Source organism: Pseudoalteromonas sp. B131b (assembly GCF_037162545.1).
Lineage (GTDB): Bacteria > Pseudomonadota > Gammaproteobacteria > Enterobacterales > Alteromonadaceae > Pseudoalteromonas > Pseudoalteromonas fuliginea.
This window is the reverse complement of record NZ_JARLUZ010000001.1, coordinates 2971941-2995979: the sequence shown is the minus strand read 5'-3', so window position 1 is coordinate 2995979 and position 24039 is coordinate 2971941. Positions and strand designations below refer to the sequence as shown.

Below are 24039 nucleotides of genomic sequence, written 5' to 3'. Positions count from 1 at the left end.
GTGAATAGTTAAAGGTTATTTTAGGTTGACGTTTACGTCAACAGGAAGTAGTCTAATTTCATAAAATAAATAGGTTGACGTGCACGTTACCTTGTAGGTTTAAATAATTATGGAGTTCCTATGAAAGTTCTCGTACCAATAAAAAGAGTGATTGATTACAACGTAAAAGCACGCGTTAAAAGTGATAACAGCGACGTTGATTTAACCAACGTAAAAATGGCAATGAACCCGTTTTGTGAGATTGCCATAGAAGAAGCAATTCGCCTCAAAGAAGCCGGCACAGCCAGTGAAGTGGTTGCCGTAACTATTGGCCCTAAAGCATCGCAAGAACAATTACGTACAGCATTAGCATTGGGCGCTGACAAAGCCATTCACATCGAAACCGATGAAAAGCTCGAGTCACTTCATATTGCAAAGTTACTCGCTAAAATTGTAGAGCAAGAAACGCCTGAACTTGTCATTTTAGGTAAGCAGTCAATTGACTCAGATAATAATCAAACAGGTCAAATGCTTGCTGCATTAACTAATCGCGGGCAGGGTACATTTGCATCAAAAGTTGTTATTAAAAATGGCAAAGTAAACGTAACTCGCGAAGTTGATGGCGGGCTGCAAACGGTAGCACTTAATTTACCGGCGGTTGTTACAACTGATTTACGCTTGAATGAGCCTCGCTATGCATCACTGCCAAATATTATGAAAGCCAAACGTAAGCCGCTTGAAGTAATAGCAGCAGATTCGCTTGGTGTTGATTTAACACCGCGTATGCAATTAATAAGTGTAGAAGAGCCAGCTAAACGCACCGCAGGAATTATTGTTGAAGACGTTGCGCAGCTTGTAGAAAAATTAAAAACAGAGGCAAAGGTGATTTAAATGAAAACACTCGTAATTGCAGAGCATGACAACGGTGCCTTAAAACCAGAAACCTCAAAAACTATTAACGCCGCGGTAAAAATGGGTTTTCCTATTGATGTACTAATTGCAGGTAACAACTTAAGCGCAATGAGCTCACAAGTGGCCAGCATTGATGGCGTAGCTAATGTTTTAGTTGCTGATAATAGCGTTTATGAACATCAGTTAGCTGAGAGCATGAGCGATTTAGTTTTATCAATTAGCGACAACTACAGCCACATTGTTGCAAGTGCTACTACAACGGGCAAAAACTTTATGCCACGTGTTGCCGCGCTATTAGATGTTGCGCAAATTTCTGAAATTATCGCAGTAGTGGACGCCGATACATTTAAACGTCCAATTTATGCAGGTAATGCAATCGCCACGGTTAAATCACTCGACAGTAAAAAAGTAATTACCGTACGTGCCAGTAGCTTTGATTTACAAGGTGAGCAATCAGCTGTAGCCCTAACAAGTATTGATACAGTATCAGATTCACAATTAAGCAGCTTTGTAAGTGTTGAGCAAACAGAATCAGAACGCCCTGAGCTTACAGCAGCTAGTGTGGTCATATCGGGTGGTCGCGGTATGCAAAACGGCGAAAACTTTGCATTACTTAATGGTATTGCCGATAAACTAGGTGCAGCTATTGGTGCATCGCGTGCAGCAGTTGATGCGGGCTTTGTACCTAACGACATGCAAGTAGGGCAAACAGGGAAAATTGTAGCGCCTAACTTATATATTGCAGTAGGTATCAGCGGTGCTATTCAGCATTTAGCCGGTATGAAAGACTCAAAAGTAATTGTCGCGATTAATAAAGACCCAGACGCACCTATTTTTCAGGTAGCTGACTACGGTTTAGTGGCTGATTTGTTTGAAGTACTGCCACAGTTAGAGAGTGCTTTATAGCCTTCAAATAAACAAACTTATTCTGGTTGAAAGCCGTGGTGCTCTTTGAGTGCTGCGACTTTTTTATTCGGTAAATTAAAGACACAAAAAAACCAGCCAATTGGCTGGTTTTTAGTATTTATAAACATCTTACTAAATATTAGTAAGTTGCGCTGCCTTTAGTACGAGGGAAGGCAATAACGTCACGTACGTTACCCATACCTGTTACATAAGCAACTAAGCGTTCAAAGCCTAAACCAAAGCCTGAATGTGGCACGCTACCGTATTTACGTAAATCGCGGTACCAGCTGTAATCTTCTTTGTTTAAGCCCATTTCTTCTAAGCGTGCATCAAGCACATCAAGGCGTTCTTCACGTTGTGAACCGCCAATGATCTCACCAATACCAGGTGCTACAACGTCCATTGCGGCAACGGTTTTACCGTCTTCGTTTTGGCGCATGTAGAATGCTTTAATATCACGTGGGTAGTTTTTAATAACTACCGGTGCTTTAAAGTGCTCTTCAGCTAAGTAACGCTCGTGCTCAGACTGTAAATCTACGCCCCATTCAACAGCGTACTCAAACTTTTTGCCACAGTTTTTAAGGATTTCTACAGCGTCTGTGTAGTCAACTTGTGCAAAGTCTTTATCTACAAATTCTTCTAAACGCGTAATTGCGGTTTTTTCTACACGTTGTGCAAAAAATTCCATGTCATCACGGCGCTCTTCAAGTACCGCTTTAAACACATACTTAAGCATGTTTTCAGCCAGTTTTGCTATATCTTCTAAATCAGCAAACGCAACTTCTGGCTCTACCATCCAAAATTCTGCAAGGTGGCGAGATGTATTTGAATTTTCTGCGCGGAATGTAGGGCCAAATGTATAAATTTTTGACATTGCAGACGCGTAAGTTTCGCCATTTAACTGACCAGATACAGTAAGGAATGCTTCTTTACCGAAGAAATCTTCGCTGTAATCAACATCGCCTTTGTCTGTAAGTGGTAAGTTTTGCATATCAAGCGTTGATACACGGAACATTTCGCCAGCGCCTTCACAGTCACTTGCCGTAATAATTGGCGTGCTGATCCAGTAAAAGCCTTGCTCGTGGTAAAAACGGTGAATAGCTTGTGCTAAACAGTTACGTACACGAGTTACCGCGCCAATCATATTTGTACGAGGGCGAAGGTGAGCGTGCTCACGTAAGTACTCAATGCTGTGGCGTTTTGCCGACATTGGGTATGAATCTGGGTTTTCTACCCAACCTAACACAGTCACTGAGTTAGCTTGAATTTCGTAAGATTGACCTTGGCCAGCAGATTGTACTAAAACACCAGTAACCGACACAGAACAACCGGCTGTTAAGCTAGTAACTTCATCATAATTATTCAGTGAATTAGGAACTACCGCTTGAATAGGATCAAAACACGAACCGTCATGAACGGCTAAAAATGAAATTCCTGCTTTTGAATCGCGGCGAGTACGGATCCAGCCCTTAATTGTTACTTGGCTGTCTACCGCAACATTGCCTTTTAATAGCTCTGAAATCGCTAAATGGCTCATCTTCACTCCAATGATATAAGTTGCCTAACTATTTTATTTTAACTGTGCGCAACACTCGGGCATAAATTGCACATAAACGGCGCTGCACTTGAACCCTGTATCTTACCTAGTAAAGTTAAATAAAAAAACTATTGTGGGCAACTCTTTAAAAGTTTTTATGCATGCGGTTTATTTTTAAGCAGTTTTAGAGGGTTTATTACTTCTAATGTTATTTGTTACTCTCAAATTTAGTGATTTTGTGGCATTATTAACAAACTAATTAAATTTATTTTTATTCACCTTTAAAAAATCGATGCTATGAAACAAGTTTTTATATTACGTGGACTACCTGGAAGTGGTAAGTCTTATTACGCGCAAAACCTTGCCGACGAATTAGGCGGCGCTGACGAAAGCCAGTACCTAATTTGCTCAACAGATGATTACTTTATTAATGAGCAAGGCGAGTATTATTTTGACAAGTTTAAATTACCGCAATTTCACAATTTAAATTTAGCGCGTTTTATAAATGCACTTTCCCAAGGCACGCCTTTGGTAATTGTAGATAACACTAATATTAAAAAGTGGGAATTTGTAGCGTATTCGCAAGCGGCTATCGCTTTAGGTTATCAAGTAAAAGAAGTGATAGTGGGTGAAGTGAAAGACAAATCAATGCAGCATTTATACGCTAAACGCAACTCCCATCACATCCCACTTAAAACGATTAGCAAAATGGCGTACATGTTTGAGTGGTAATCACTTAGAGATTAGATAAGGCTTTTATATCGCATTGTGTAATGGCATCTAAATGAGCAGTGATTTTTTCATTGCTCCAATCCCACCAAGCTATATCTAGCAGCGTATTTATTGTTTTATCGTCAAATCTGGTTTTTATCACTTTAGCGGGATTTCCACCTACAACGCTATAAGCAGGTACATCGCAGGTAACAACTGATTTACTGGCAATAATAGCGCCGCTGCCAATTTTTACCCCGGGCATAATTGTAGCGTTATAACCAATCCAAACATCATGACCAATTTCTGTATTGCCTTTAAAGGGTAAATCATTTGATTTTGGTGCAAATTTTTCCCAGCCATTACCAAATATAAAAAATGGATAAGTAGAAAATCCAGAAGTTTGATGGTTAGCGCCATTCATTATAAAAGTAACGTCTTTAGCTATCGCACAAAACTTACCTATGATCAGACGATCCCCAATAAAATCGAAATGGTAAAGCACATTTTTTTCAAAATTCTCAGGACCATCAGGATCGTCATAATATGTATAATCGCCTACTTCAATATTGGTAGAAGTAATATAGTTTTTTAAAAAACCTACTTGAGGAAAACCTTCCATTGGTGAAGGATTATTGGGGTTTGGTCCGTTCATGAGGTTTCCTCTTAATTTTGAGTTAGGTATAGATATTAATCTATAGATTTATAAACGGCTAGTGGGTGCGATGTGCTTAGTGATACATGCACTTCATCGCCAGGGTTTACCACAACTTCATGGCTTACTCTGCTAGTTACAACCGTAGAACACGCAAGTTTTACAGCGCACAAGCGGCTGCCACCTTCAAAACGTACCCAAATTACTTCGCCGTTATTGCCAATACTGCTTTGAACAAGTAACACATCGTCTGGTCGAAGTAGTACATCCACGTCGCCACTTTCACAGTCAACGCCATGAGCGGGCGCGTTACCAATTGAGGTAGTGGCTTGCCCTTGGCTAAATTGGCCGCTAATAAAGCTGGCTTCACCTAAAAAGCGTGCCACAAAGCGATTGTTTGGCGTGCTAAAGCAGCGCTCTGGTGTATCAATTTGCTGAATTTTGCCGCCTTTAAGCACACCAACGCGATCGCCAACTGAGAGTGCTTCTTCTTGGTCATGTGTTACCCAAATAGCGGGTACTCCAGCGGCTTTAAGTGCGTTTCTAATATCCCAACGAAGCATGTCTTTAAGGGCGGCATCTAAGTTTGAAAGCGGCTCATCAAGTAATACAAAGTCAGGTTGGTGGGCAAGGGTGCGCGCAAGTGCAACGCGCTGCTTTTGTCCGCCAGAAAGCGTTGCTGGTTTTTTGTCTCTAAAATCGCTCAACCCAAGTAGATTTATCCAATACTCAGCAGGAGCTGTATCTTTTAATCTAAAGCAAATGTTTTGCTGTACGGTTAAGTGCGGAAATAACGCAAAATCTTGAAATACCATACCTACACTGCGTTTTTCAGGAGGTAGTGTTAATTTGGGTGTAGCGCGCCATTTACCCGTGTTTATTTCGCCTTCGCTAATAGGTATAAGGCCAGCAAGGGCTTGTAAAATTGTACTTTTACCACAACCTGTTGGCCCTACAAGCATAAGGATTTCGTTTTCACCCAGGGAAAAGTTTAAATCGCTTACTACGCGGTTACTGCCATAATCTATAGACAACTGACTTACAGATAGCATTATTTTTTAAATCCTTAATGTTCAAACTGGTTGCGTTTTTCGCCAGACATCATAATAGCTAAGCCGCAGGCAGATATCACTACTAACAATAATCCAGGAATAGCGGCGCGACCAAAATAGCCCGCTTCGTATACACGCCATAAATAAGTAGAGAGTGTTTCAAACCCTGTTGGGCCAAGTAGTAGAGTAGCTTCTAGTTCGCGCATTGACTCTAAAAACACCAGTGCTGCACCGGCAATAATACCGCGCATAGTTAAAGGTAGTGTTATGCGAGTAAATACTTCTCGTGGGCTTGCCCCTAATACGCGCGCAGACTTTACTAAGCTTGGATCTAAGTGTTCAGTGCTTGTTCTAACAGAGCCTACAGCAAGTGGTAAAAATCGCAGCATATAAGCAATAATAAGCAATCCCAGTGTTTGATATAAAAACGGTAACTGCAAACCACCGTAAACAAGCGCTGTTCCCATTACTATGCCTGGAATACCAAAACCAAAGTAAGTAACACGCTCCATTATACGACCCGCTTTTCCACTCAGTGCAGCATGTGCAACGGGGATCGCAACGATAACAGCTACAATTGCCGCAATACCTGATGCATACGTAGAGTTCCATGCAATATTAAAATCAAATGAGCTAAAACCATCGCGAGCTAACCAAAGCGAAAATATAGCCAAAGGCAAGCCAATAGCGAGTAGTAAAACAGGTGCAAACGTAACAAACATGGCACTTAACTGTAATTTACTTGGAAATAAAATTAACGGGCGACCATGGCGCTCAGGCGCTGTTTTTATTTGTGATTCAACTAAAAGTAAAAAACCGACAATAACCATCAGTTGAAGTGAAAGCATTGCAGCGCGTCCTAACGCAAAAGCGTTGTATTCAACGTAAATTACGCGGGTAAACGTATCTAAGCGCATCATTGCGGGCGTACCAAAGTCTGATAACGTATAAAGGGCGACTAACAAAGAGCCTGCTGCAATACCGTTAACTACGCGCGGTAGTATTACTTTAAATATACTTTGCGTCATCGACATGCCCAGCGTACGCGCGGCATTAACCATGCTCGCGTCAAGGCTCAGTAAAGATGAGCGAGTTGTCATCATTACAAACGGGAAGGTATACAGCGTCATTACAATGGCGGCACCTGTTAGGCCATACATTGATGGTGTTTCTATTCCTGTTAAGGTATTTATTTCGCCACCGGGGCCAAAAGCAGCATAGAGTGTAAATGCGCCAATATAACTGGGAATTGCCAGCGGGGCTGCAAATACAACCAGCCAGAGCTTTTTAAATGGTAAATGCACATACGCGCTAATAAACGCCAGTGGCACTCCAATTAAAATAGATCCGAGTACCGTTAAACCCATTAACGATAACGTGTTACCTAAAATTTGCAGATTGTGGGTGTCAAACACTGAGCTTGCATCGCTTGCAAGCACAATTAATACATAAACAGGGGTTAGCGCAACAAGCGCTGCAAGCAGCGCCATTGGATAAGAGGCAGGTATTTTCATTACAATACGCCGCTGCTTCGCATCAAATCTATAGTAGGGCGTAAATCAGCTAGCTGTGTTAAATCTACTTTAGGTGGGGAAATATTAGCAAGTGACGGTAAACCCTCTGGTTGGGTAATACCATTTACTAACGGAATTTCGTACGCTTCACTGGCTAAGTAACCTTGTACTTCTTTACTTAGTAAGTAACGCATAAAGTTAGTAGCAAGCGGATCGTCGTTAAGCGCTAATACACCCGATGCATTAACTAAACAGCCCGCATCATTTTGTGTAAATGCTAAATCTAGCTTGGCATCAGGCTTACCTGATTTTAAACGCAAAGTGTAATAGTGATTTGCAAAACCAATATCAACTTCACCGCGCTCAACGCCCATAACAACACCTAGCTCGCCGGCGTATGTTTTAGCACGTTTTTGAATCTTTTTAAGCCACTTAGCGGTTTTGTCGTCGCCTTCTAAAATTCGCATTGCGGTTACAAACGATTGAAAAGAAGCGTAGGCGGGCGCCCAGCCAATACTTAAATCGCTGTCGGCAATTTCCATAATACTTGTTGGAATTTGCTCTTTGGTTAAACGCGACGTGTTATATGGCAATGTACGAATACGGCCAGTTACTGGTGCCCACTCTTTATATCTAAATTGTGGTTGTAACTGAGCAGATAAATCACCAGGGATAGGTTGTGCAAGGCCTGCATCGGTTACTAAACCAATTGCGCCTGAATCAACCGCCCAAAATAAATCAGCGCGGCGAACGCCAGCTTTAGCTTCTGCAACAATGGTATTTGCTAAAGCAGCAGTAGGACCTCGGCGTATACCGAGTTTAAAGTCTGGATTTTTTTCTGGATTGCTTGTAATACGTTTTCATACAAACCACCTTCGCCTCGGCCTAAATAAAGCGTTAACTCGCCTTTAAGCTTTGGTAAATCGTCAACAGAAACAGGGTTTGCTATATCAGCGGCTAGCGCACGAGAAAGAGGCAGTGGCAATGAGCCAACCACCCCTAACGCGGCTAGGCCTTGAATAAAGGTCCTACGCTTCACTTAAAATACATCCTTACGTGCTTTTTCGGCTTTTTCTATTAAAACCTTAGCGCGGTCTAATTTTGTTTGCATATCACTGATCACATCGCGTACTTCGTCTACGCTTTTGCTGTTTGTAATGGCTTGTGGCAGTGTTACGTTAAAGTCTTTTTCCAGCACTTCAACTAGTTTTGCATCTTGTTCAATAAGAGTTCCTTCAACGCCTTCAAACAGGTGCAGATAAGTATCGTGAACAATTTCAGTTGCTTCGTCTCGTAAACGCTCAGCAAATTTAGCTACTACACGGTCTAATTTGTGCTTAATTTCATCAATTGTTGCACTTTGTGTCATTTGAGTTGTAGCGGTTGCTTTTACTGTGTCTAACAAGCCTTTTTGCTGGAATTTTGCAGCAAGCTTAACAGCCCCAAGGCCTTGCCACAAGGCTATGTTCATCGCTTTTTGCTGTTTACGAACTTCCTCAGCAGGCTCTTTATTATCAATGGCCATTTTTACGCCATAAAGACCCTGCCAAATAGAAGCGTATACTGGTACAAAGTTAGTTTCTATTGCGCTGTGAAACTTAACTGATTCCCAATATTCAATTAAATCATCAGTTTTTACAGATTTTGCGCCTTTAGTATCGTAGTCGCTTACCATGGTATCAACTTTGCCTACCATCCATTCTACTTCTTCTGCGTAACTTTTAAGGTTAGCTTGAAGATGATTAACATGCTCGCCAATAGGGCCGTTAGCTAATACTGGTTGAGCCATAAACGCCGAGGCTAGTAAAAGGCTTGCACCTAAAGTTTTGGCTGGTTTAAATAGTAATTTCATAGCAAAGAAGTCCAAAAAGGTAATTGTAAATGATAGACATTATCATATAGCTAATGGTTAACGAGATCAATAACTACAAACTCGCTTAATAGATAAAAACACTAAATGTAGCGGTAGGTTACAGCAAATAGCGCTATAACCAGTATTCACTACCAGCTATTAAGCGTAATGCTTGCCTTTAATGGCATTGTAAATGGCATCACACAATGTTTTTATACTTGTGTCGTCACTTATATACGGTGGCATAAGGTAAATTAGTTTACCGAATGGGCGTATCCATACACCTTGCACTACAAAATAAGCCTGAATTTTAGCAACATCAACATTGCCCGCAGCCTCGTTCAGTTCAACAACACCTATTGCTCCTAAGGTACGCACATTGGCAACCGCATCTAGTTCACTGCATTTATTAAGTTGTTGTAGCTGTGTGTTTATTTGCTTTATTCGTTGTTGCCAGTTTTGTTCAAGTAATAAATCAATACTTGCGCAGGCCGCTGCACAGGCAAGCGGATTACCCATAAACGTAGGGCCGTGCATTAAAACACCGGCTTCACCTTCGCTTATGCCAATGGCTATTTTATCGCTAGTGATAGTGGCCGAGAGCGTCATTGAACCGCCGGTTAATGCTTTACCAATACACATTATATCGGGTTCTATATTGGCGTGCTCTACAGCAAATAATTTACCTGTACGGCCAAAGCCTGTGGCAATTTCGTCGCAAATTAGCAGTACGTTATATTGGGTGCACAATTTACGCACGCAGGCTAAATAATCAGGGTGATAAAAGTTCATACCACCTGCGTTTTGTACAATAGGCTCAATGATAAAGGCGGCTACTTGGATGTGGTTTGCTTTAAAGTCTTCTTCAAGCTCTTGGGCTTCAGTTTGGTTAAACTCGAACCCAAATTGACTAACCGGTGCAGGCACAAAAACGTGTTCAGGTAAAAAGCCTGAATATAAACTATGCATTGAGTTAACGGGGTCGCATACGCTCATGGCTGCAAAGGTGTCGCCATGGTAGCCCTTGTAAGGCGTCATTAATTTTTGTTTTGTTGTAATGCCTTGGCTTAACCAATATTGCAGCGCCATTTTTATTGCTACTTCAACACTTACCGATCCGCTGTCGGCTAAAAACACTTTAGTTAAACTAGGCGGCGTTATATTTACTATTTTTTTGCACAGCTCTACCGCGCTGTTATGCGTAATACCGCCAAACATAATGTGGCTCATATTATTAATTTGCTCAATCATGGCGTTATTTATAACAGGGTTGTTATAGCCATGTATTGCGCTCCACCACGAGGCCATGCCATCGATTAATTGCTCGCCAGTTTCGAGGTGAATAATATTGTGATTAGCATGTGTAACAGGGTATACCGGAATTGGCTTAGTCATCGATGTATATGGGTGCCAAATGTGCTCACGATCAAAATCAAGGTCAATCGTATTCTTTTTAATCATATGTAAACTTTAACTTGGTGGGCTTCGTTGACAATGGTACTTCAACTCGTAGACTAAGCCAATATCACCGCTGAGAAAAAATAAGAGAGTATTATGGAACTTGCACCTGTTCGTCACGATTGGACCCACGCTGAAGTTAAAGCATTATTTGAAATGCCATTTAACGATTTACTGTTTAAAGCCGCATCGGTTCACCGTGCTAACTTCAACCCAAATGAAGTGCAAATTTCTACGTTGTTATCAATTAAAACAGGCGCTTGCCCAGAAGATTGTAAGTACTGCCCGCAGTCGGGCCATTACCGAACAGATTTAGAACGCGAACGCTTAATAGAAGTAGAAAAAGTAGTAGAGCAAGCACGCCTTGCAAAACAAAAAGGCGCGACGCGTTTTTGTATGGGCGCTGCATGGTCAGATCCAAAAGACAGAGACATGCCATACATTTCGCAAATGGTTAAAGAAGTAAAAGAGCTAGGGTTAGAAACCTGTATGACGCTAGGTAAACTCACAAACGAAAAAGCCCATGAGCTTAGAGACGCAGGGCTTGATTACTACAATCACAACCTTGATACGTCACCTGAGTATTACGAGCAAATTATATCAACCCGTACTTTTCAAGATAGATTAAATACCATTGACCATGTACGCGATGCCGGTATGAAAGTATGCTCGGGCGGAATAGTTGGTATGGGCGAGCAAGCAAGCGACCGCTTTGGACTACTTATGCAACTAGCTAATTTACCACAACAGCCAGAAAGCGTGCCTATTAATATGTTAGTTAAAGTTAAAGGCACACCGCTTGAAAACGCAGACGATTTAGATCATTTTGAATTTATACGTACCATAGCAACAGCGCGTATTATGATGCCACACAGTTATGTACGTTTATCGGCAGGACGCAACGCCATGAACGAGCAAATGCAGTCAATGTGCTTTTTTGCAGGCGCTAACTCAATATTTTATGGCGACAAACTTCTTACCACCGAAAACCCAGACGCTGATGCCGATATGAACCTAATTAAAAAATTAGGTATGAATCCAGAAAAACGTCACGACTATTCTGACGAAGCAGTTGAAGCCTCGCTTTCATCGCAAGTAGCCGACAAAGCAACCTCTGAATTGTTTTACGAAGCGTAGGCTTTTATATCTATGCCTTTTGATTTTATAAAAACGCATCTGCAGGCTCGCCAGCAAGATGCACTGCTTCGTAAACGCCATGTAGTACAACACGCTACAGCGCGCACCATAACGATTAATAACAAAACCTACCTTAACTTTGCCAGTAACGACTACTTAGGTTTTGCAGATGAGGCTGTTAACCTTAATGACTCCAACGCATTAGGCAGTCACAGCTCAGCATTGGTTACCGGTTATCAGGCGCAGCAAAAATCGCTTGAGCAATACTTATGCGAGCAATTTGGTTATGGCGCAGGAATGCTATTTAACTCAGGGTTTAGCGCTAATAGCAGCGTAATTAAAGCGTTGTTTCAAGATAAAGCCGCTGCGCAAAACAGCGCTATTTTTCAAGATAAGTTAAATCATGCAAGCTTGATTGACGGTGCTTTGCATTCTAACGCGGCTTTAGTACGTTTTAATCACAACGACATGAACCATTTACGTTCACGGCTCGAAAAATCAAAAGCGCAAAACAAGCTTATTATAAGCGAAGGCGTGTTTTCGATGGATGGCGATAGCGCGCCTCTCAAAGAATTACTCGCACTTGCAAAACAGCACAACGCATGGCTAATGATTGACGACGCACACGGCTTTGGTGCATTAGGCAAAACCGGTTTGGGCAGTTGCGAAGCGTTTATTACTCAAACGCTGCCAGATATATTAGTCATTACCTTTGGTAAAGCAGTAGCTAGTAGTGGCGCGTGTGTATTAGGCAGTAAACAGTTTATTGATTATATGCTGCAATTTAATCGCGATTACACGTATTCAACTGCTATGTCGCCGCTTATGGCAAGCCACAGTCTTGCGCGTATTAAAAGCATAAAAACAGCTGATGATAAACGCGATAAGCTAAATGCCAATATTGCGTTATTTAAGCAACTCGCTAAAACCCATAATATTGCTGTAATGAAATCAAGCACAGCCATACAACCCATTGTATTAGGCTGCGCTGAGCAAACGTTGCAAGCGGCAGATAAACTAAAACAACAGGGTATTTGGCTCACTGCAATTAGACCGCCAACGGTTGCACATAACACCTCACGTTTACGCATTACTTTAACCGCCGCACATACCGAGCAAGATATAACGCACCTAGTTAAACACTTAGTAGGTGCAATAGCATGACTGCTCAGCCAGTATTAAAAACAGACCTAGTGCAAACACAACTTGTAAAACCGTGCCTAGTGAGTAGCGAGTTAAATAAAGAATTAAATAAGGAGCCAAATCGAGAGCTAAACAAGGAGCTTAAAAAGTCTACACAAAGTAAGTTTTCAAAAGCGGCGGCGAGTTATAACACCCATGCAAATGTACAAAAACATGCTGCGAGCGATCTATTTTCACTCATAAAACCAGGCTTTAATAAAAATAAGCTTTGTGTTGATTTAGGCGCAGGCCCGCTTGTTAATACACAACGCTTACAAAGTATGTTTGCAAGCGTTATTGCCATGGATTTGAGCTTAAACATGCTGCAAAGTAGTGATTTAACCACACCCAAAATATGCGCCGATATGGATAACTTACCGCTACAAGCAAACAGTGTTGATGTTATTTACAGTAACTTTGCAGTGCAGTGGTCTGCTAATTTTTCGGCTTTAATGCAATCACTTTACAACATATTAAAACCAGGCGGGCGGGCGTACATAAGCACTGTGGTAGAGGGCTCACTTAACGAAATAAAAACAGCCTTTGCTGCGCTTGATTCTAACAGCCACATAAATACCTTTAATAGTGAACTGCATATAAACCAATCAGTCCAAAATGCAGGGTTTACTATTAATAGTGCTAAAAAACGTATTTACACCGATGAATACACAACACCTTTAAAAGCTATTGCTTCAATTAAGGCTATTGGCGCTACTACGCAAAATCATACCAATACGCGCCAAGGGTTACTTACCAAATCGGCTCTTAAACAAGTATGCAGTGCGTATCCGCTTATAAATAACAAAGCATGTGTGTCATATCATGTGGTGCTGTTATCATTAGAAAAACACTAAATAAGTCCAAAGACATTAAAGGCAACGCATGAAAGAATTTTTTATAACAGGCACCGACACCGATGCCGGAAAAACCCACGTTACCAGTTTGCTATTAAAGTTACTTGCCCAACACAAAAAACAAGCCATTGGTTTTAAGCCTCTAGCTGCTGGCTGCGAAATGGCGTTCGATCAACTAGTAAACGCCGATGCTCTCATACTAATGGAAAGTGCAACAGTGAGCGCTAAATACGACGTAGTAAATCCGTTTGCGTTTGCACCCCTATTGCGCCGCACATAGCCGCTGAGCAAGTTGGAGTTAGTATTACTATTGATAAACTTAGTGATGCTTATAAAAACGTAAAACAACAGGGCGCTAATTACATACTTACCGAAGGTGCTGGTGGTTGGGCATTACCAATTAATAAAAACGATTATTTATACGACTGGGTTAAAGCAGAGCAACTGCCGGTAATACTCGTTGTTGGTATGAAACTAGGTTGCTTAAATCATGCGTTACTAACCGCTGCGCATATGCAAAGTATGGGTATAAACTGCGTTGGCTGGATTGCAAACCAAGTTGATAAAAACATGGACGAATACCAAGCAAACCTTGATTCACTTAAAGCACGTTTACCGTTTCCAATACTTGCTATAAGCCCATACAGCGAGCAAACTCCTAAGTTACAAATATACAAAAGCTTGCTTAGTGCGTTATCTATTAACACTTAAGTGGTTTTAAAAAAGTTACTTTTTTAGGTAAATCTTGAAATAGTCAGCCTTAGTACACATATAAACGTTTATAAATACATAGCTTGCTTAAAGACAATGTTACTAAGGACATAACGACTATATGACGCCCCCATTTATTGAAAGCTACGCCCCAAATTCGCACGTAAGTGCAGAGCCAAAAACGCTAAACAATGGTTTACCTAAAAAACGCGTAGGCATAATAGGTGGGGGAACAGCGGGTGCGACTATAGCTATCAGGCTTGCTGCGTTAGGGTTAGAAACTTACGTATTTGAAAAGAAAAAGTCGTTAATTGATGGCCCGCCAATGTGCCATTTGCATTCAGGTGGCAACTTATATCGCGAAATACCCGACGACGACTGCATAGATTTACTCAAGCAATGTATAGATATTGCGCGCCTTTATCCTCATACCATCGATGTTCGCCCCACAGTATTTGCAGTGCCTAAACGTGATGACGACGCACCCGAGGATTTATTTCCGCGTTTAAATAAATTAACACAAGCCTATAGCGAGCTTGTTGAGCAAGACAGCGCCAACAAAGTGTTAGGTGAGCCAGAGCATTATTATCAGTTATATAGCCGCGAGCAAATGCTAAAACTTGCTAAGCAAAAACAAGTAGCCAAGCCCACGTCATTAGATGAGTGGATGATACCCGTGGCTAAGCATTTAGATTTAGATAAGCTAAAGTTTCCACTAATTGTTGCACAAGAATATGGTTGGAATATATTTCGCTTATCGGCCAGTGCACAGCTCGCCCTTGCACAGTACAAACACGCTCATGTTTTAACAAGCACCAGTGTTAAAAATGTATCAGAAGTTATAAATACCAATAATGATAAGCAAACACTTAAGTGGCGCATTGAATACCAATCAGAGCCAAGCCTTGATGAACAACCTGATACTCAAACCGATACACAAACCATTGAGGTAGATTACCTAATTAATGCGTGTGGTTTTCAAACCGGTATTATTGACGACCTGGTTGGTGTAGATGTAAAACGTATCGTTGAATTTAAAGCCTCTTACATTACTCATTGGCAAGGTGCTGGTGGGCAAATACCCGAAATTATTATTTATGGTAACCGTGGTACGCCAGAAGGTATGGCGCAGTTAACCCCTTACCCTAACGGGTATTTTCAAATACATGGTATGACTAACAACATTACATTGTTTAATGATGGCTTAGCTGATGCAACGCCAATGAGCGCACAACCTAAACTCCCCAATAAATACCTGCATTATATTAAAGATGGCTGGGATGAAGCAGCATTGCAAACACGCACCCAAACAGCAATTGATTATGTAGCCGAGTTTGTACCTGCATTTAAAACTGCTAATACACAAAATAATGCCTTGTTTGGCGGGCAACAAATCCCAGGGGATGACGACACCTTGCGCGTAGCCGATGTAAGTTTATATTCGCATATTAATTATGCACGGGCCGAAAATGTTAAAGCATCGTCAACGTTAATAGCGGCAGATCAAATAGTGGGTGAGTTTATAAAATTAGGAATAATAAGCAGCGATCCTGCTGTAAATTATCACCGTAGTACACACCAATGGTCGTATCTTAAACATAATAGCGGTGACAAAATTGACGAAGTTGCACGCATGTTGGCACACGAGCGTGGTTTTCCAATTGATATGGCAGAGCTTAATAACAGCTTGTAATAAGCTGACTTATAAAGAAACTTTAGTCTTAAATTTGCTGTAAAACGCTTCTTAAAAAAATTATCAATAAACACATAAATAACACTTGTGTTATGACATAGTTTGTCACAAAATAGCGCTAACGTTATGACATAGTGTGTCATAACGCAGTGATTGCTTTAACCTAATTTAATTTTATGTTCGGTGATCAAACCTATTTTTGTGAGGACAATATGAAACGTATATTTTTGTTTTTATTAACTAACCTAGCGGTTATGTTGGTATTAGGTGTAGTGCTTTCAATAATAATGAGTGCGCTGGGCTTAAGCCATCGTAGCCTTGGCGGAATTTTACTTATAGCCACCGTATTTGGTTTTGGTGGATCGTTTATTTCGTTATTTATGTCGAAATGGATCGCTAAAAAATCAACAGGCGCGCATGTAATTACGCAGCCTCGAAACGAAACCGAACATTGGCTTGTACAAACGGTATCTGCCCAAGCACAAAAAGCAGGCATTAAAATGCCAGAAGTGGCTATTTACGACAGCCCAGAAATGAACGCGTTTGCAACGGGCCCAAGTAAAAACAACTCGTTAGTGGCAGTAAGCACAGGCTTAATGCACAACATGACCAAAGATCAGGCCGAAGCCGTACTTGCCCACGAAGTATCGCACGTGGCTAACGGCGACATGGTAACGCTTACGCTAATACAAGGCGTGGTAAACACCTTTGTAATATTTGCCGCAAAAGTACTGGCAGGCATAGTTGACAACTTTTTAAGTGGCGATGATGAAGAGGGCGGCAGTAGCTGGACATACTTCTTATTCGATATGTTATTCCAAGTACTATTTGGTGTACTAGCAAGCATAGTGGTTGCAAGTTACAGCCGTAAACGAGAATTTGCAGCCGACAGCGGCGCAGCAAAACTAGTTGGTGCTGATAAAATGCGTTCAGCCCTTGAGCGATTAAAGCAAAACCATCCTTCGCAATTAGAAGGCTCAATGATGGCCTTTGGTATTGCAAGTGGCAAAGGTGTTGCTGAGCTGTTTTCATCGCACCCACCGCTTGATGCGCGAATAGACGCACTACGTAAATAAGGTAACTCTTATTTACAAACACAAAAGCCAGCGTAATAGCTGGCTTTTTAGTGTGTAGTAAGCTGGTTATTTACCAAAAATAATATCGGTAATGCCTTCTGGTGAGAGTATTTCTATCCAGTAACCGTCAGGGTCTTTTATAAATGCTAAGCCCTTCATTGAGCCATCGTCTGGCTTTTTCACAAATTCTACATCGTACTTTGCAAAGCGTTCACTGGCTGCGTATACATCGGGTACACTAATACCAATGTGACCAAAGCCTTTAGGTTCTTGGTTACCGCTGTGGTATCCCTCAAAGCTGTCGTCGTTTTCTGTGCCCCAGTTATGGGTAAGCTCAATGAGTGCAGGGCGACCAAATACCCATTTAGCTTTGGTTTTATCATCACCTTCTGGCTGCTCTGGCTCGTAGCCTAAAAAGTACAATGTAAACTTCATTTCAGGAAAGTCATACTTACCTAACAGCTTCATACCTAATACATTTTGATAAAATTCGAGCGACGGTTTGGGATCTTTAATACGCAACATAGTTTGCTGCATCACATAGCCTTTAGTGGCTTGTTCAATTTGCTCTGGAGATTCGTTATAGCTAGACATGGTAATCCTTTGTATAAATTAAGAAGCGAAAATAGAGATATAATGCTTAAGCTATCATAATCAACCATAAGTTAAATTTAAACTGCTTTAACTCATTACTTACCCTTTTATTCATATAGCTTTAATTTGTATGCGTGTACGGTTTAACTAAACGCTATAAGTAATTTTAAATACAAGGAGCCACTATGTTTTACGATGATATTCAGGGGTTATTACGTGTACTTACAATAGGTGTACTGGGTTATATTGCACTGGTGTTTTGGCTACGTATATCGGGTAAACGTACGCTTTCAAAGTGGAACGTGTTCGATTTTATAGTCACCATTGCGCTGGGCTCTATATTGGCGTCTGTTATTATTTCAAAAAGTGTTCCGTTAGCTGAGGGCATACTTGCCTTTGTCGTATTAATAGGGCTGCAATATATTATTACGTGGCTTAGTGTGCGCTCGTCAAAATTTGCAGCGCTTATAAAAGCAGAGCCCACGTTTTTAATGAGTGATGGTGAATACTGCGCTGCTGCACTTAAATCGCAGCGGGTAACTAAATCAGAAATTCGCGCTGCTATTCGTGGTGCAGGCATATTAGCCATTGAAGATGTAGCCGCAGTCGTGCTCGAAACAGACGGCAGTTTTAGTGTAATGGCTCACAGTAACAGTGGCTCTAAAACTGCGTTAAGTGATGTTTTTTAGCTATTTAATCGGTGACAAATACCAATAATTTGAAGGTTTAAAATAACTGTAAATAATATTACTTGTTGCATGGTTTTAATTCTGGAACGTATAATAACAAGTGTTAACTAAATGGAATTTGCGTAAATTGCAGCTTAAGCAGAACAGGTGGATAAATGAACAAAGGATTGTTAAAGTCGTGGAAAACCGACAAAGGTTTTGGTTTTATTAAATCAGACACCCTAGAACACGACACGTTTATACACATATCAGCGCTCAAACACATGAGCCGCAAGCCAAAAGTTGGCGACACCATTTACTTTGAAGTGGCAACACAGCCCGATGGTAAAACCAAAGCAGTTAACTGCCGCATAGAAGGCGTTGCAGAGCTTAAAGCACCTTACCAAAAACACAATCAACAGCCGCATCGCATTGCCAAATCTAATTTTGCCAGTAGCTTTTTAGGTAAAGTCGCCTCAATTGCGCTTATTGCTGCACTTTGTTTTTATGCGATTAATAAATACAACACTCACTCAAGCAGCCAAACACCTGTTATTACTAATGACGATTTAGCCACCTTTGATGAAACATACCCAAAAGTCGTTATTCCAAAAAGCACGCAAAATTTTACGTGTGATGGCAGGCAGTATTGTACTGAAATGCGCTCACGCGAAGAGGCGGTATTTTTTATAAATAATTGCCCGAATACAAAAATGGATGGTGATGGGGATGGAAAACCTTGCGAGAGTGATTCACGGTTTAAAAATGAATGGTAATTATATAAATCGTTTAGTTAAAGGTTTGGGTGAATAAAAAAGAATTAATTAATGGCTGTGTATAAATACAGCCATGTAATTTTTGTCCCATAACATTCTTAAAAGTCGTTCTGGGGTTAAATAACAAAGGTCATTGAATAACTCTTGTAGTTAGTTGTTATCAAATGAGTTATTTAATGTGAATATTGAACAACGTAATACACGCCGTTTAGGGTGTTATAAACCACCTAAATTGGGTTCAAGAAGCTGTTAGTGTTATTTTTTAAGTTTAGTCGTTCATAAAAGGATTTTGTAAAATGATTGATGATTTAAGTCTAAGTAAGAATGTACAGTTTTATGAGCTCAATAAAGCACTGACTGTAAAATCTATCGAAGATACATTCAAAGAAATATCTAAAGATCGTGTAGGTAACTATCTTAAAAATAGTTATCTTGTAAGAAAAAAATATACAACAGCCACTGGTAACAAAGTTATCTACTCCATTGTTTCATATAAGATTGAAGCTGAACCTTCATTTTTATTTGGTACTACGGTTAAAGAACAAAAGTATGCTTATCTGCTATTAATTGAATGTGGTGATGCCTTAGCTATTCTTAAGAAGTATGTGGATTCACCAGAAAAACATTTTTCTTCTTTTATAGGTGAGTATGATTATGAAAAGTTCTGTCATTTTCACGGTAAAAAAAATCCTGAATACGAAAGAGTTACCATGAAAAATATGAGTATTTCTAATGCTGTAATAAGATCTCGCTCATTAGAAGCAAAAAGCTTAAATGGAATACTTTCATCAAATTCATCTAGCCGATCAATCCCAAGCAATTTTAGAATGAAAGTCGGTGAAGACTCATACACTTTAACACCTAGCACTTCTAGAGTGAGCCATAGGGATAAAAAGTCATCATTTGATGGCTTAATTGATTGGGTTATTGAAATTAAAAATGAAATTAAAATAACTAACAATGAAAGTGAATTTCTTCGTAATTTTGCATCCCCGATATGTTTGAAGGACATTGTAGACTTAGGCCATCAAGTCGTTGCTATTCTCATCGATTTGAGTGAGATTGAAACTAAGCTTTCTAATGGCAACGCTGTTTTAAGCAAGGCTGATGGTAGCCAATTAAATCAGAGAGAAATTAACAAACTTTTTAATCGACTTAAGTCACCTATTTTAATTGATGGCAGCTTATTGAAAGTAAAGTGGATTACTCTACCGGGTAAAGTTTCATACTCCAAAAATTTAATTACAATCAGAAATACTAATCTTGACAAGATTCTTGTTACTGAAAATGGTGCGGAAACCTATACTATTGGTAGCTATATAAACAAGGAAAAGCCGTTTTCTGCTGTGTTCGACTCACCAAATTATTCATATTATTCAAAGTCATGTTTTGAAGATAAACACTTAGTTAATAACATTCAGTCTATACTTAATATTTTTGATGATAGTTATAACTTTACTGGTATAGCAAGCGAAAAAGAGAAGCCGCATCCAGCCAATTTAACTAGGTTTCCAGATAAGTCTCTATTTAGGAAAGTAGAAGATCAATATTGTGTTCCTCATAATATCGTTATCTGTGATGACATGAATGACGAATGGTCTGATCATATTGCTATAGATAGCAATAGCGATATTCCGTCTATATCTTTTATCCATTCTAAATTTACTAAGAAAGATACATATGGCGCTAGTGCTTTTCATGACGTTGTTGCTCAAGCATTAAAAAACATTGGCCGAACTCAAGCTGAAAAGCAACTATTTAAGAATAAATATGATAATGAGTGGCATAAAAATTATGAAAAAACCAATATTAGTAGGGTCACTGGTGCCGCTAATTGGCAAGATTTAGAAGTGGCTTTAGACGCAGTAAATCAAAACCCTAACTCTATAAAGAAAATTGTACTTGCAACACCTTTTTTGAGTAAGACTAAATTGGCTGGAGAATTAAACAAATTGGCTTTGGGTCAAAAATGTAAACCTCACTATGTGCAGTTAATTTGGCTTATAAATACGTTTATAAGTTCATGCAAAGATTTTGGAGTACAAGCTCATATATTGTGTAAAAAATAGACATGCCAGGTTGATTCAGCAGGACAAAAACTTTTAGTTTTCCTCCTGCGTTGCTAATTATGAACAACTATTTTTTGCTACTGATTGAGGCGTTAATTTTACGGAGAAAAGATTGACTTATAATTTCGGTAAATGGAAATCTAGAATGAGTGATCGACAAGATCTTTCATCCTCTCTAGTCCACTTGACTCGTGGTGCAACTGTTGATGGGCAAGAGTTTACTCCAGTAGATGTACTACTTAAAATTCTTCGTGAGCGAACCATTATTGGTAGCACGACAGATAGCGGCTTTATTCGAGGCACTAGAAGAGCAGTGTGCTTTCAGGATGCCCCTTTATTTTCTATTGCACAAAATCTAAAGTTTGAGAAAGAGCTAAGACAAACGGGTGCAACTAGAAAACGTTATTCTGGCTGTGGCTTGATATTCTCAAAATATTATTTATTCCAAAATGGTTGTAAGCCAGTCATCTATGACAAAGTTGAAGATGGTGAGCAATACTTATCTGATAATGAATTATATAGGTTGGTTAAATTTGATCTATCCAATACAGACAGTCTTATTGACTGGACGCATGAGCGTGAGTGGCGTATTCCAGATAACTTCGAGTTTCGTATTGATTGGAGTGGTATTGTTCTAGAAACCAAAGAGGATTACCGTGAGTTCATTCAAAAGTCATTGATTGAAGAAAACGAATGTATTCTTGAAAGCGTCTGTGGAATTATTGTTCTTGATGCACTGCTAATGTAAAAAGACAGATTCTATATGCTAGGCATTTTCAGTTTAAGCTGAGTTTGGTGTTTATGTTGCAATGGTACTGGTTAGGTGGCTGGTACTTTAATTGTTATAACCCTAAACGTAAAACATCGGCGAATTAGCACTCTAATACACGCCGATGTTTATAACTTATTTAAGTAACTACCTTACTAATAAGTTATTAAGCCTTAGTCTTGTTTACGGTAAAGGCTTATTAAACAGATTGCCAAAAGTAACGTTGCAATCATGCCCGAAGCGCCAGCAACACCTGATGGAAGGAATCCATCACGGCCAAAGGTTATTAAAATACCATTGGCTAACATTGCAACTCCGCCAGCTAAGGCTGTAAGTCCGCCAATGGCTTTGCCACCTTTAGCGATAAAAGATAGTCCAAAAACAAGCGCTGCTAATCCCAATAATACTTTTGCTGCGTAGTAAATCATGAATGACAAAGAAACCACGCCACCAATTAAAGGTTGTGCGCCTTCTACGGTACCCGCAACTTTTCCAAATGTTGAAAACAAAGTTAGGCCAATGCTTACCTGAACTATGTTAAGTACTGCGCTAAACGCGATAGCTGACCATCCCAGTTGAGCGTTTTTTGCTTGCACCATGGCAGAACCCGAAAAGGCAACAAGTAAAGTAAAAACGAGTGCTTCTAGTCCCCAAGCAAACTGTCTTGAAAAGCTAATTTGAGCACTGTAAAGGGCAGAAAAAATAGCCTGTGATATCGCTAACACCAACAATAAAGATGCTGTAATTAGGATGGTGCGTTTATTCGTAAATTCCATTTGGACCTCTTATAATTTTATATTTAATGCTTTTAAAAGCTGTAATAGCTCTCATACTTGGGTAAAAGACAGGTAAAACGAGTTAATTATTTCACGTAAACCTATAAAAGTATTAATTAATAAAAAATAGCCTAAAGCTATGACTTTTTGAATCTAAATTTAATTGGCAAAATCGTTTTAATTCAAGCAATGTGTGGTCTAAAAGCGCAGTGCCTCATGCCCTCTTAGTAAATCAACATTTAACTATCTTAATTATCAAGAGGGCACACATTTTGAGTATGTGATTAAACGGCTTATTACTTAAAACGTTATGATAAAAACGTAAATTGAGACCAGTCACTTAACGCTGTAATAGTTTTTTCGGTGGGAGGGGCAACATAGATTAAACCTGCAATGGCAATAATTGAAGCTAGCGTAATTAGTTTATTATCGAAGTCAGCTATTTTTAAAGCGGTGCCAAAAGAGCGTTTAATGGTGACATTACTTAAATCGACACTGTAAATTTCATCCAGCAATAAGTGAATTAATCCGCCGAGTAAAATAAACCCACCTGTTAACCAAGCAAAGACGGCTGCTTGTGTAGTTGATTGGTCATTTAGTTTCCATGTTACTTGAGTTGTTAATAGCGCGCATAACAGTATAAATAGTAAAGAGTGGCAACTACCTCTGTGTACTGTGATCCATTCAAAAATGGGTCTAATAATGTATTTCATAAATCCGTAAACCAATAAGGGCACTACGATTAACTCAACAAAGCTAATTTCAATAATGAGCTTGGTGGTTATGTAATGCAGTACCAGTAATACAGCGCTGAGTGCAAATAAGTTAAAAATAGTATCGAGTGACGTGGAGTTATCTGAATCTATGTCGGGTAATAAGCCGCCAATTGAGCCTAAAAACCATAACCAGAGTGCGCCCTTTAAATCAATATGGCCTGCAGATAATAAGGTGGCAGAGCATAAGCCTGTGATGATTACGGCAGTATTAAGATGAGTATTGAAATTTGCCATTGTATCTCTTGATAATAAAATAGGTGGGCATTCTAACAATTGAAAAGTTTATTGTTCACTATTCTTTATAGATTGGTCTTTAAATATGTTTTATCACTTTGATTAGTTGCTGCTTTTTACAATTTTTATTCTTTATCGTGCTTAGTTG

21 protein-coding genes and 2 pseudogenes are annotated in these 24039 nt (G+C 39.8%); 13 read left to right on the top strand and 10 right to left on the bottom strand.

The features are described 5' to 3' along the window. Window positions 1–120 precede the first annotated feature (120 nt). Together P4S65_RS13830 and P4S65_RS13825 are read left to right on the top strand one after the other, a co-directional pair. On the top strand, window positions 121–870 hold the full coding sequence (locus P4S65_RS13830; protein ID WP_337120399.1) for an electron transfer flavoprotein subunit beta/FixA family protein: 750 nt from the start codon (window positions 121–123) through the stop codon (window positions 868–870). After that, a complete protein-coding gene (locus tag P4S65_RS13825; protein WP_337120398.1) occupies window positions 871–1797 on the top strand; it encodes an electron transfer flavoprotein subunit alpha/FixB family protein in 927 nt (308 codons plus the stop codon). It abuts the gene before it with no gap. Window positions 1798–1936: 139 nt separating this feature from the next. Here P4S65_RS13825 and asnS read toward each other — a convergent pair whose 3' ends face one another. Next, window positions 1937–3334: an asparagine--tRNA ligase gene (asnS, locus tag P4S65_RS13820; protein ID WP_002961230.1), complete on the bottom strand. Its 1398-nt coding sequence runs from the start codon at window positions 3332–3334 to the stop codon at window positions 1937–1939. A 297-nt stretch (window positions 3335–3631) separates the two neighbouring features. Here asnS and P4S65_RS13815 point away from each other — a divergent pair, with 297 nt between their 5' ends. Next, complete coding sequence (locus P4S65_RS13815) at window positions 3632–4066, top strand: ATP-binding protein (RefSeq protein WP_337120397.1); 435 nt, start codon at window positions 3632–3634, stop codon at window positions 4064–4066. Between the two features lie 4 nt (window positions 4067–4070). Here P4S65_RS13815 and P4S65_RS13810 read toward each other — a convergent pair whose 3' ends face one another. From P4S65_RS13810 to bioA, 6 genes and pseudogenes are all read right to left on the bottom strand, one after another. Next, complete coding sequence (locus P4S65_RS13810) at window positions 4071–4700, bottom strand: Vat family streptogramin A O-acetyltransferase (RefSeq protein ID WP_337120396.1); 630 nt, start codon at window positions 4698–4700, stop codon at window positions 4071–4073. Between the two features lie 35 nt (window positions 4701–4735). Then, window positions 4736–5752 carry an ABC transporter ATP-binding protein gene (locus tag P4S65_RS13805; protein ID WP_337120395.1) on the bottom strand — a complete coding sequence of 339 codons (1017 nt, stop codon included), beginning with the start codon at window positions 5750–5752 and terminating at the stop codon, window positions 4736–4738. A 14-nt stretch (window positions 5753–5766) separates the two neighbouring features. Then, a complete protein-coding gene (locus tag P4S65_RS13800; RefSeq protein ID WP_002961234.1) occupies window positions 5767–7266 on the bottom strand; it encodes an ABC transporter permease in 1500 nt (499 codons plus the stop codon). After that, window positions 7266–8305, bottom strand: a pseudogene (locus tag P4S65_RS13795) (extracellular solute-binding protein). Before P4S65_RS13795 ends, P4S65_RS13800 begins: the two are co-directional and overlap by 1 nt. After that, entirely contained in the window at window positions 8306–9118 is an 813-nt protein-coding gene (locus tag P4S65_RS13790) for a hypothetical protein (RefSeq protein WP_154903076.1), read from the bottom strand. 159 nt (window positions 9119–9277) lie between these two features. After that, the gene (gene bioA, locus P4S65_RS13785; protein ID WP_337120394.1) at window positions 9278–10579 is read right to left on the bottom strand and encodes an adenosylmethionine--8-amino-7-oxononanoate transaminase; all 1302 of its coding nucleotides are present in this window, start codon (window positions 10577–10579) and stop codon (window positions 9278–9280) included. Window positions 10580–10672: 93 nt separating this feature from the next. Here bioA and bioB point away from each other — a divergent pair, with 93 nt between their 5' ends. From bioB to htpX, 6 genes and pseudogenes are all read left to right on the top strand, one after another. Beyond that, window positions 10673–11713 carry a biotin synthase BioB gene (gene bioB / locus P4S65_RS13780; RefSeq protein ID WP_188160754.1) on the top strand — a complete coding sequence of 347 codons (1041 nt, stop codon included), beginning with the start codon at window positions 10673–10675 and terminating at the stop codon, window positions 11711–11713. 12 nt (window positions 11714–11725) lie between these two features. Further along, window positions 11726–12877, top strand: coding sequence for an aminotransferase class I/II-fold pyridoxal phosphate-dependent enzyme (locus P4S65_RS13775; protein WP_337120393.1), 1152 nt, complete (start codon window positions 11726–11728; stop codon window positions 12875–12877). Continuing rightward, window positions 12874–13749 carry a methyltransferase domain-containing protein gene (locus P4S65_RS13770; RefSeq protein ID WP_337120392.1) on the top strand — a complete coding sequence of 292 codons (876 nt, stop codon included), beginning with the start codon at window positions 12874–12876 and terminating at the stop codon, window positions 13747–13749. The genes P4S65_RS13775 and P4S65_RS13770 overlap by 4 nt, the downstream gene beginning before the upstream one ends. 28 nt (window positions 13750–13777) lie before the next feature. After that, window positions 13778–14460, top strand: a pseudogene (gene bioD, locus P4S65_RS13765) (dethiobiotin synthase). A 121-nt stretch (window positions 14461–14581) separates the two neighbouring features. Further along, window positions 14582–16153 carry an FAD-dependent oxidoreductase gene (locus P4S65_RS13760; RefSeq protein ID WP_337120391.1) on the top strand — a complete coding sequence of 524 codons (1572 nt, stop codon included), beginning with the start codon at window positions 14582–14584 and terminating at the stop codon, window positions 16151–16153. 212 nt (window positions 16154–16365) lie between these two features. Beyond that, complete coding sequence (gene htpX, locus P4S65_RS13755) at window positions 16366–17229, top strand: protease HtpX (RefSeq protein WP_337120390.1); 864 nt, start codon at window positions 16366–16368, stop codon at window positions 17227–17229. 66 nt (window positions 17230–17295) lie between these two features. Here htpX and gloA read toward each other — a convergent pair whose 3' ends face one another. Beyond that, window positions 17296–17823 carry a lactoylglutathione lyase gene (gene gloA, locus P4S65_RS13750; RefSeq protein ID WP_008133768.1) on the bottom strand — a complete coding sequence of 176 codons (528 nt, stop codon included), beginning with the start codon at window positions 17821–17823 and terminating at the stop codon, window positions 17296–17298. A 185-nt stretch (window positions 17824–18008) separates the two neighbouring features. Between gloA and P4S65_RS13745 the strand changes: the two genes are divergently transcribed. The 4 genes from P4S65_RS13745 to P4S65_RS13730 all read left to right on the top strand — a co-directional run bounded on the left by P4S65_RS13745 (window position 18009) and on the right by P4S65_RS13730 (window position 22084). After that, on the top strand, window positions 18009–18512 hold the full coding sequence (locus tag P4S65_RS13745; RefSeq protein ID WP_337120389.1) for a DUF421 domain-containing protein: 504 nt from the start codon (window positions 18009–18011) through the stop codon (window positions 18510–18512). A gap of 155 nt (window positions 18513–18667) precedes the next feature. Next, window positions 18668–19267: an excalibur calcium-binding domain-containing protein gene (locus P4S65_RS13740; protein ID WP_337120388.1), complete on the top strand. Its 600-nt coding sequence runs from the start codon at window positions 18668–18670 to the stop codon at window positions 19265–19267. A gap of 296 nt (window positions 19268–19563) precedes the next feature. After that, window positions 19564–21336: a hypothetical protein gene (locus tag P4S65_RS13735; RefSeq protein ID WP_337120387.1), complete on the top strand. Its 1773-nt coding sequence runs from the start codon at window positions 19564–19566 to the stop codon at window positions 21334–21336. Window positions 21337–21481: 145 nt separating this feature from the next. After that, window positions 21482–22084: a hypothetical protein gene (locus P4S65_RS13730; protein ID WP_200220296.1), complete on the top strand. Its 603-nt coding sequence runs from the start codon at window positions 21482–21484 to the stop codon at window positions 22082–22084. 194 nt (window positions 22085–22278) lie between these two features. On the opposite strand, the gene P4S65_RS13725 is transcribed toward P4S65_RS13730, so the two are convergent. Both P4S65_RS13725 and P4S65_RS13720 read right to left on the bottom strand, forming a co-directional pair. Next, window positions 22279–22881: a thiamine biosynthesis protein ThiC gene (locus P4S65_RS13725; RefSeq protein ID WP_337120386.1), complete on the bottom strand. Its 603-nt coding sequence runs from the start codon at window positions 22879–22881 to the stop codon at window positions 22279–22281. Between the two features lie 308 nt (window positions 22882–23189). Continuing rightward, on the bottom strand, window positions 23190–23891 hold the full coding sequence (locus P4S65_RS13720) for a metal-dependent hydrolase (protein ID WP_337120385.1): 702 nt from the start codon (window positions 23889–23891) through the stop codon (window positions 23190–23192). Between the last annotated feature and the right edge of the window lie 148 nt (window positions 23892–24039).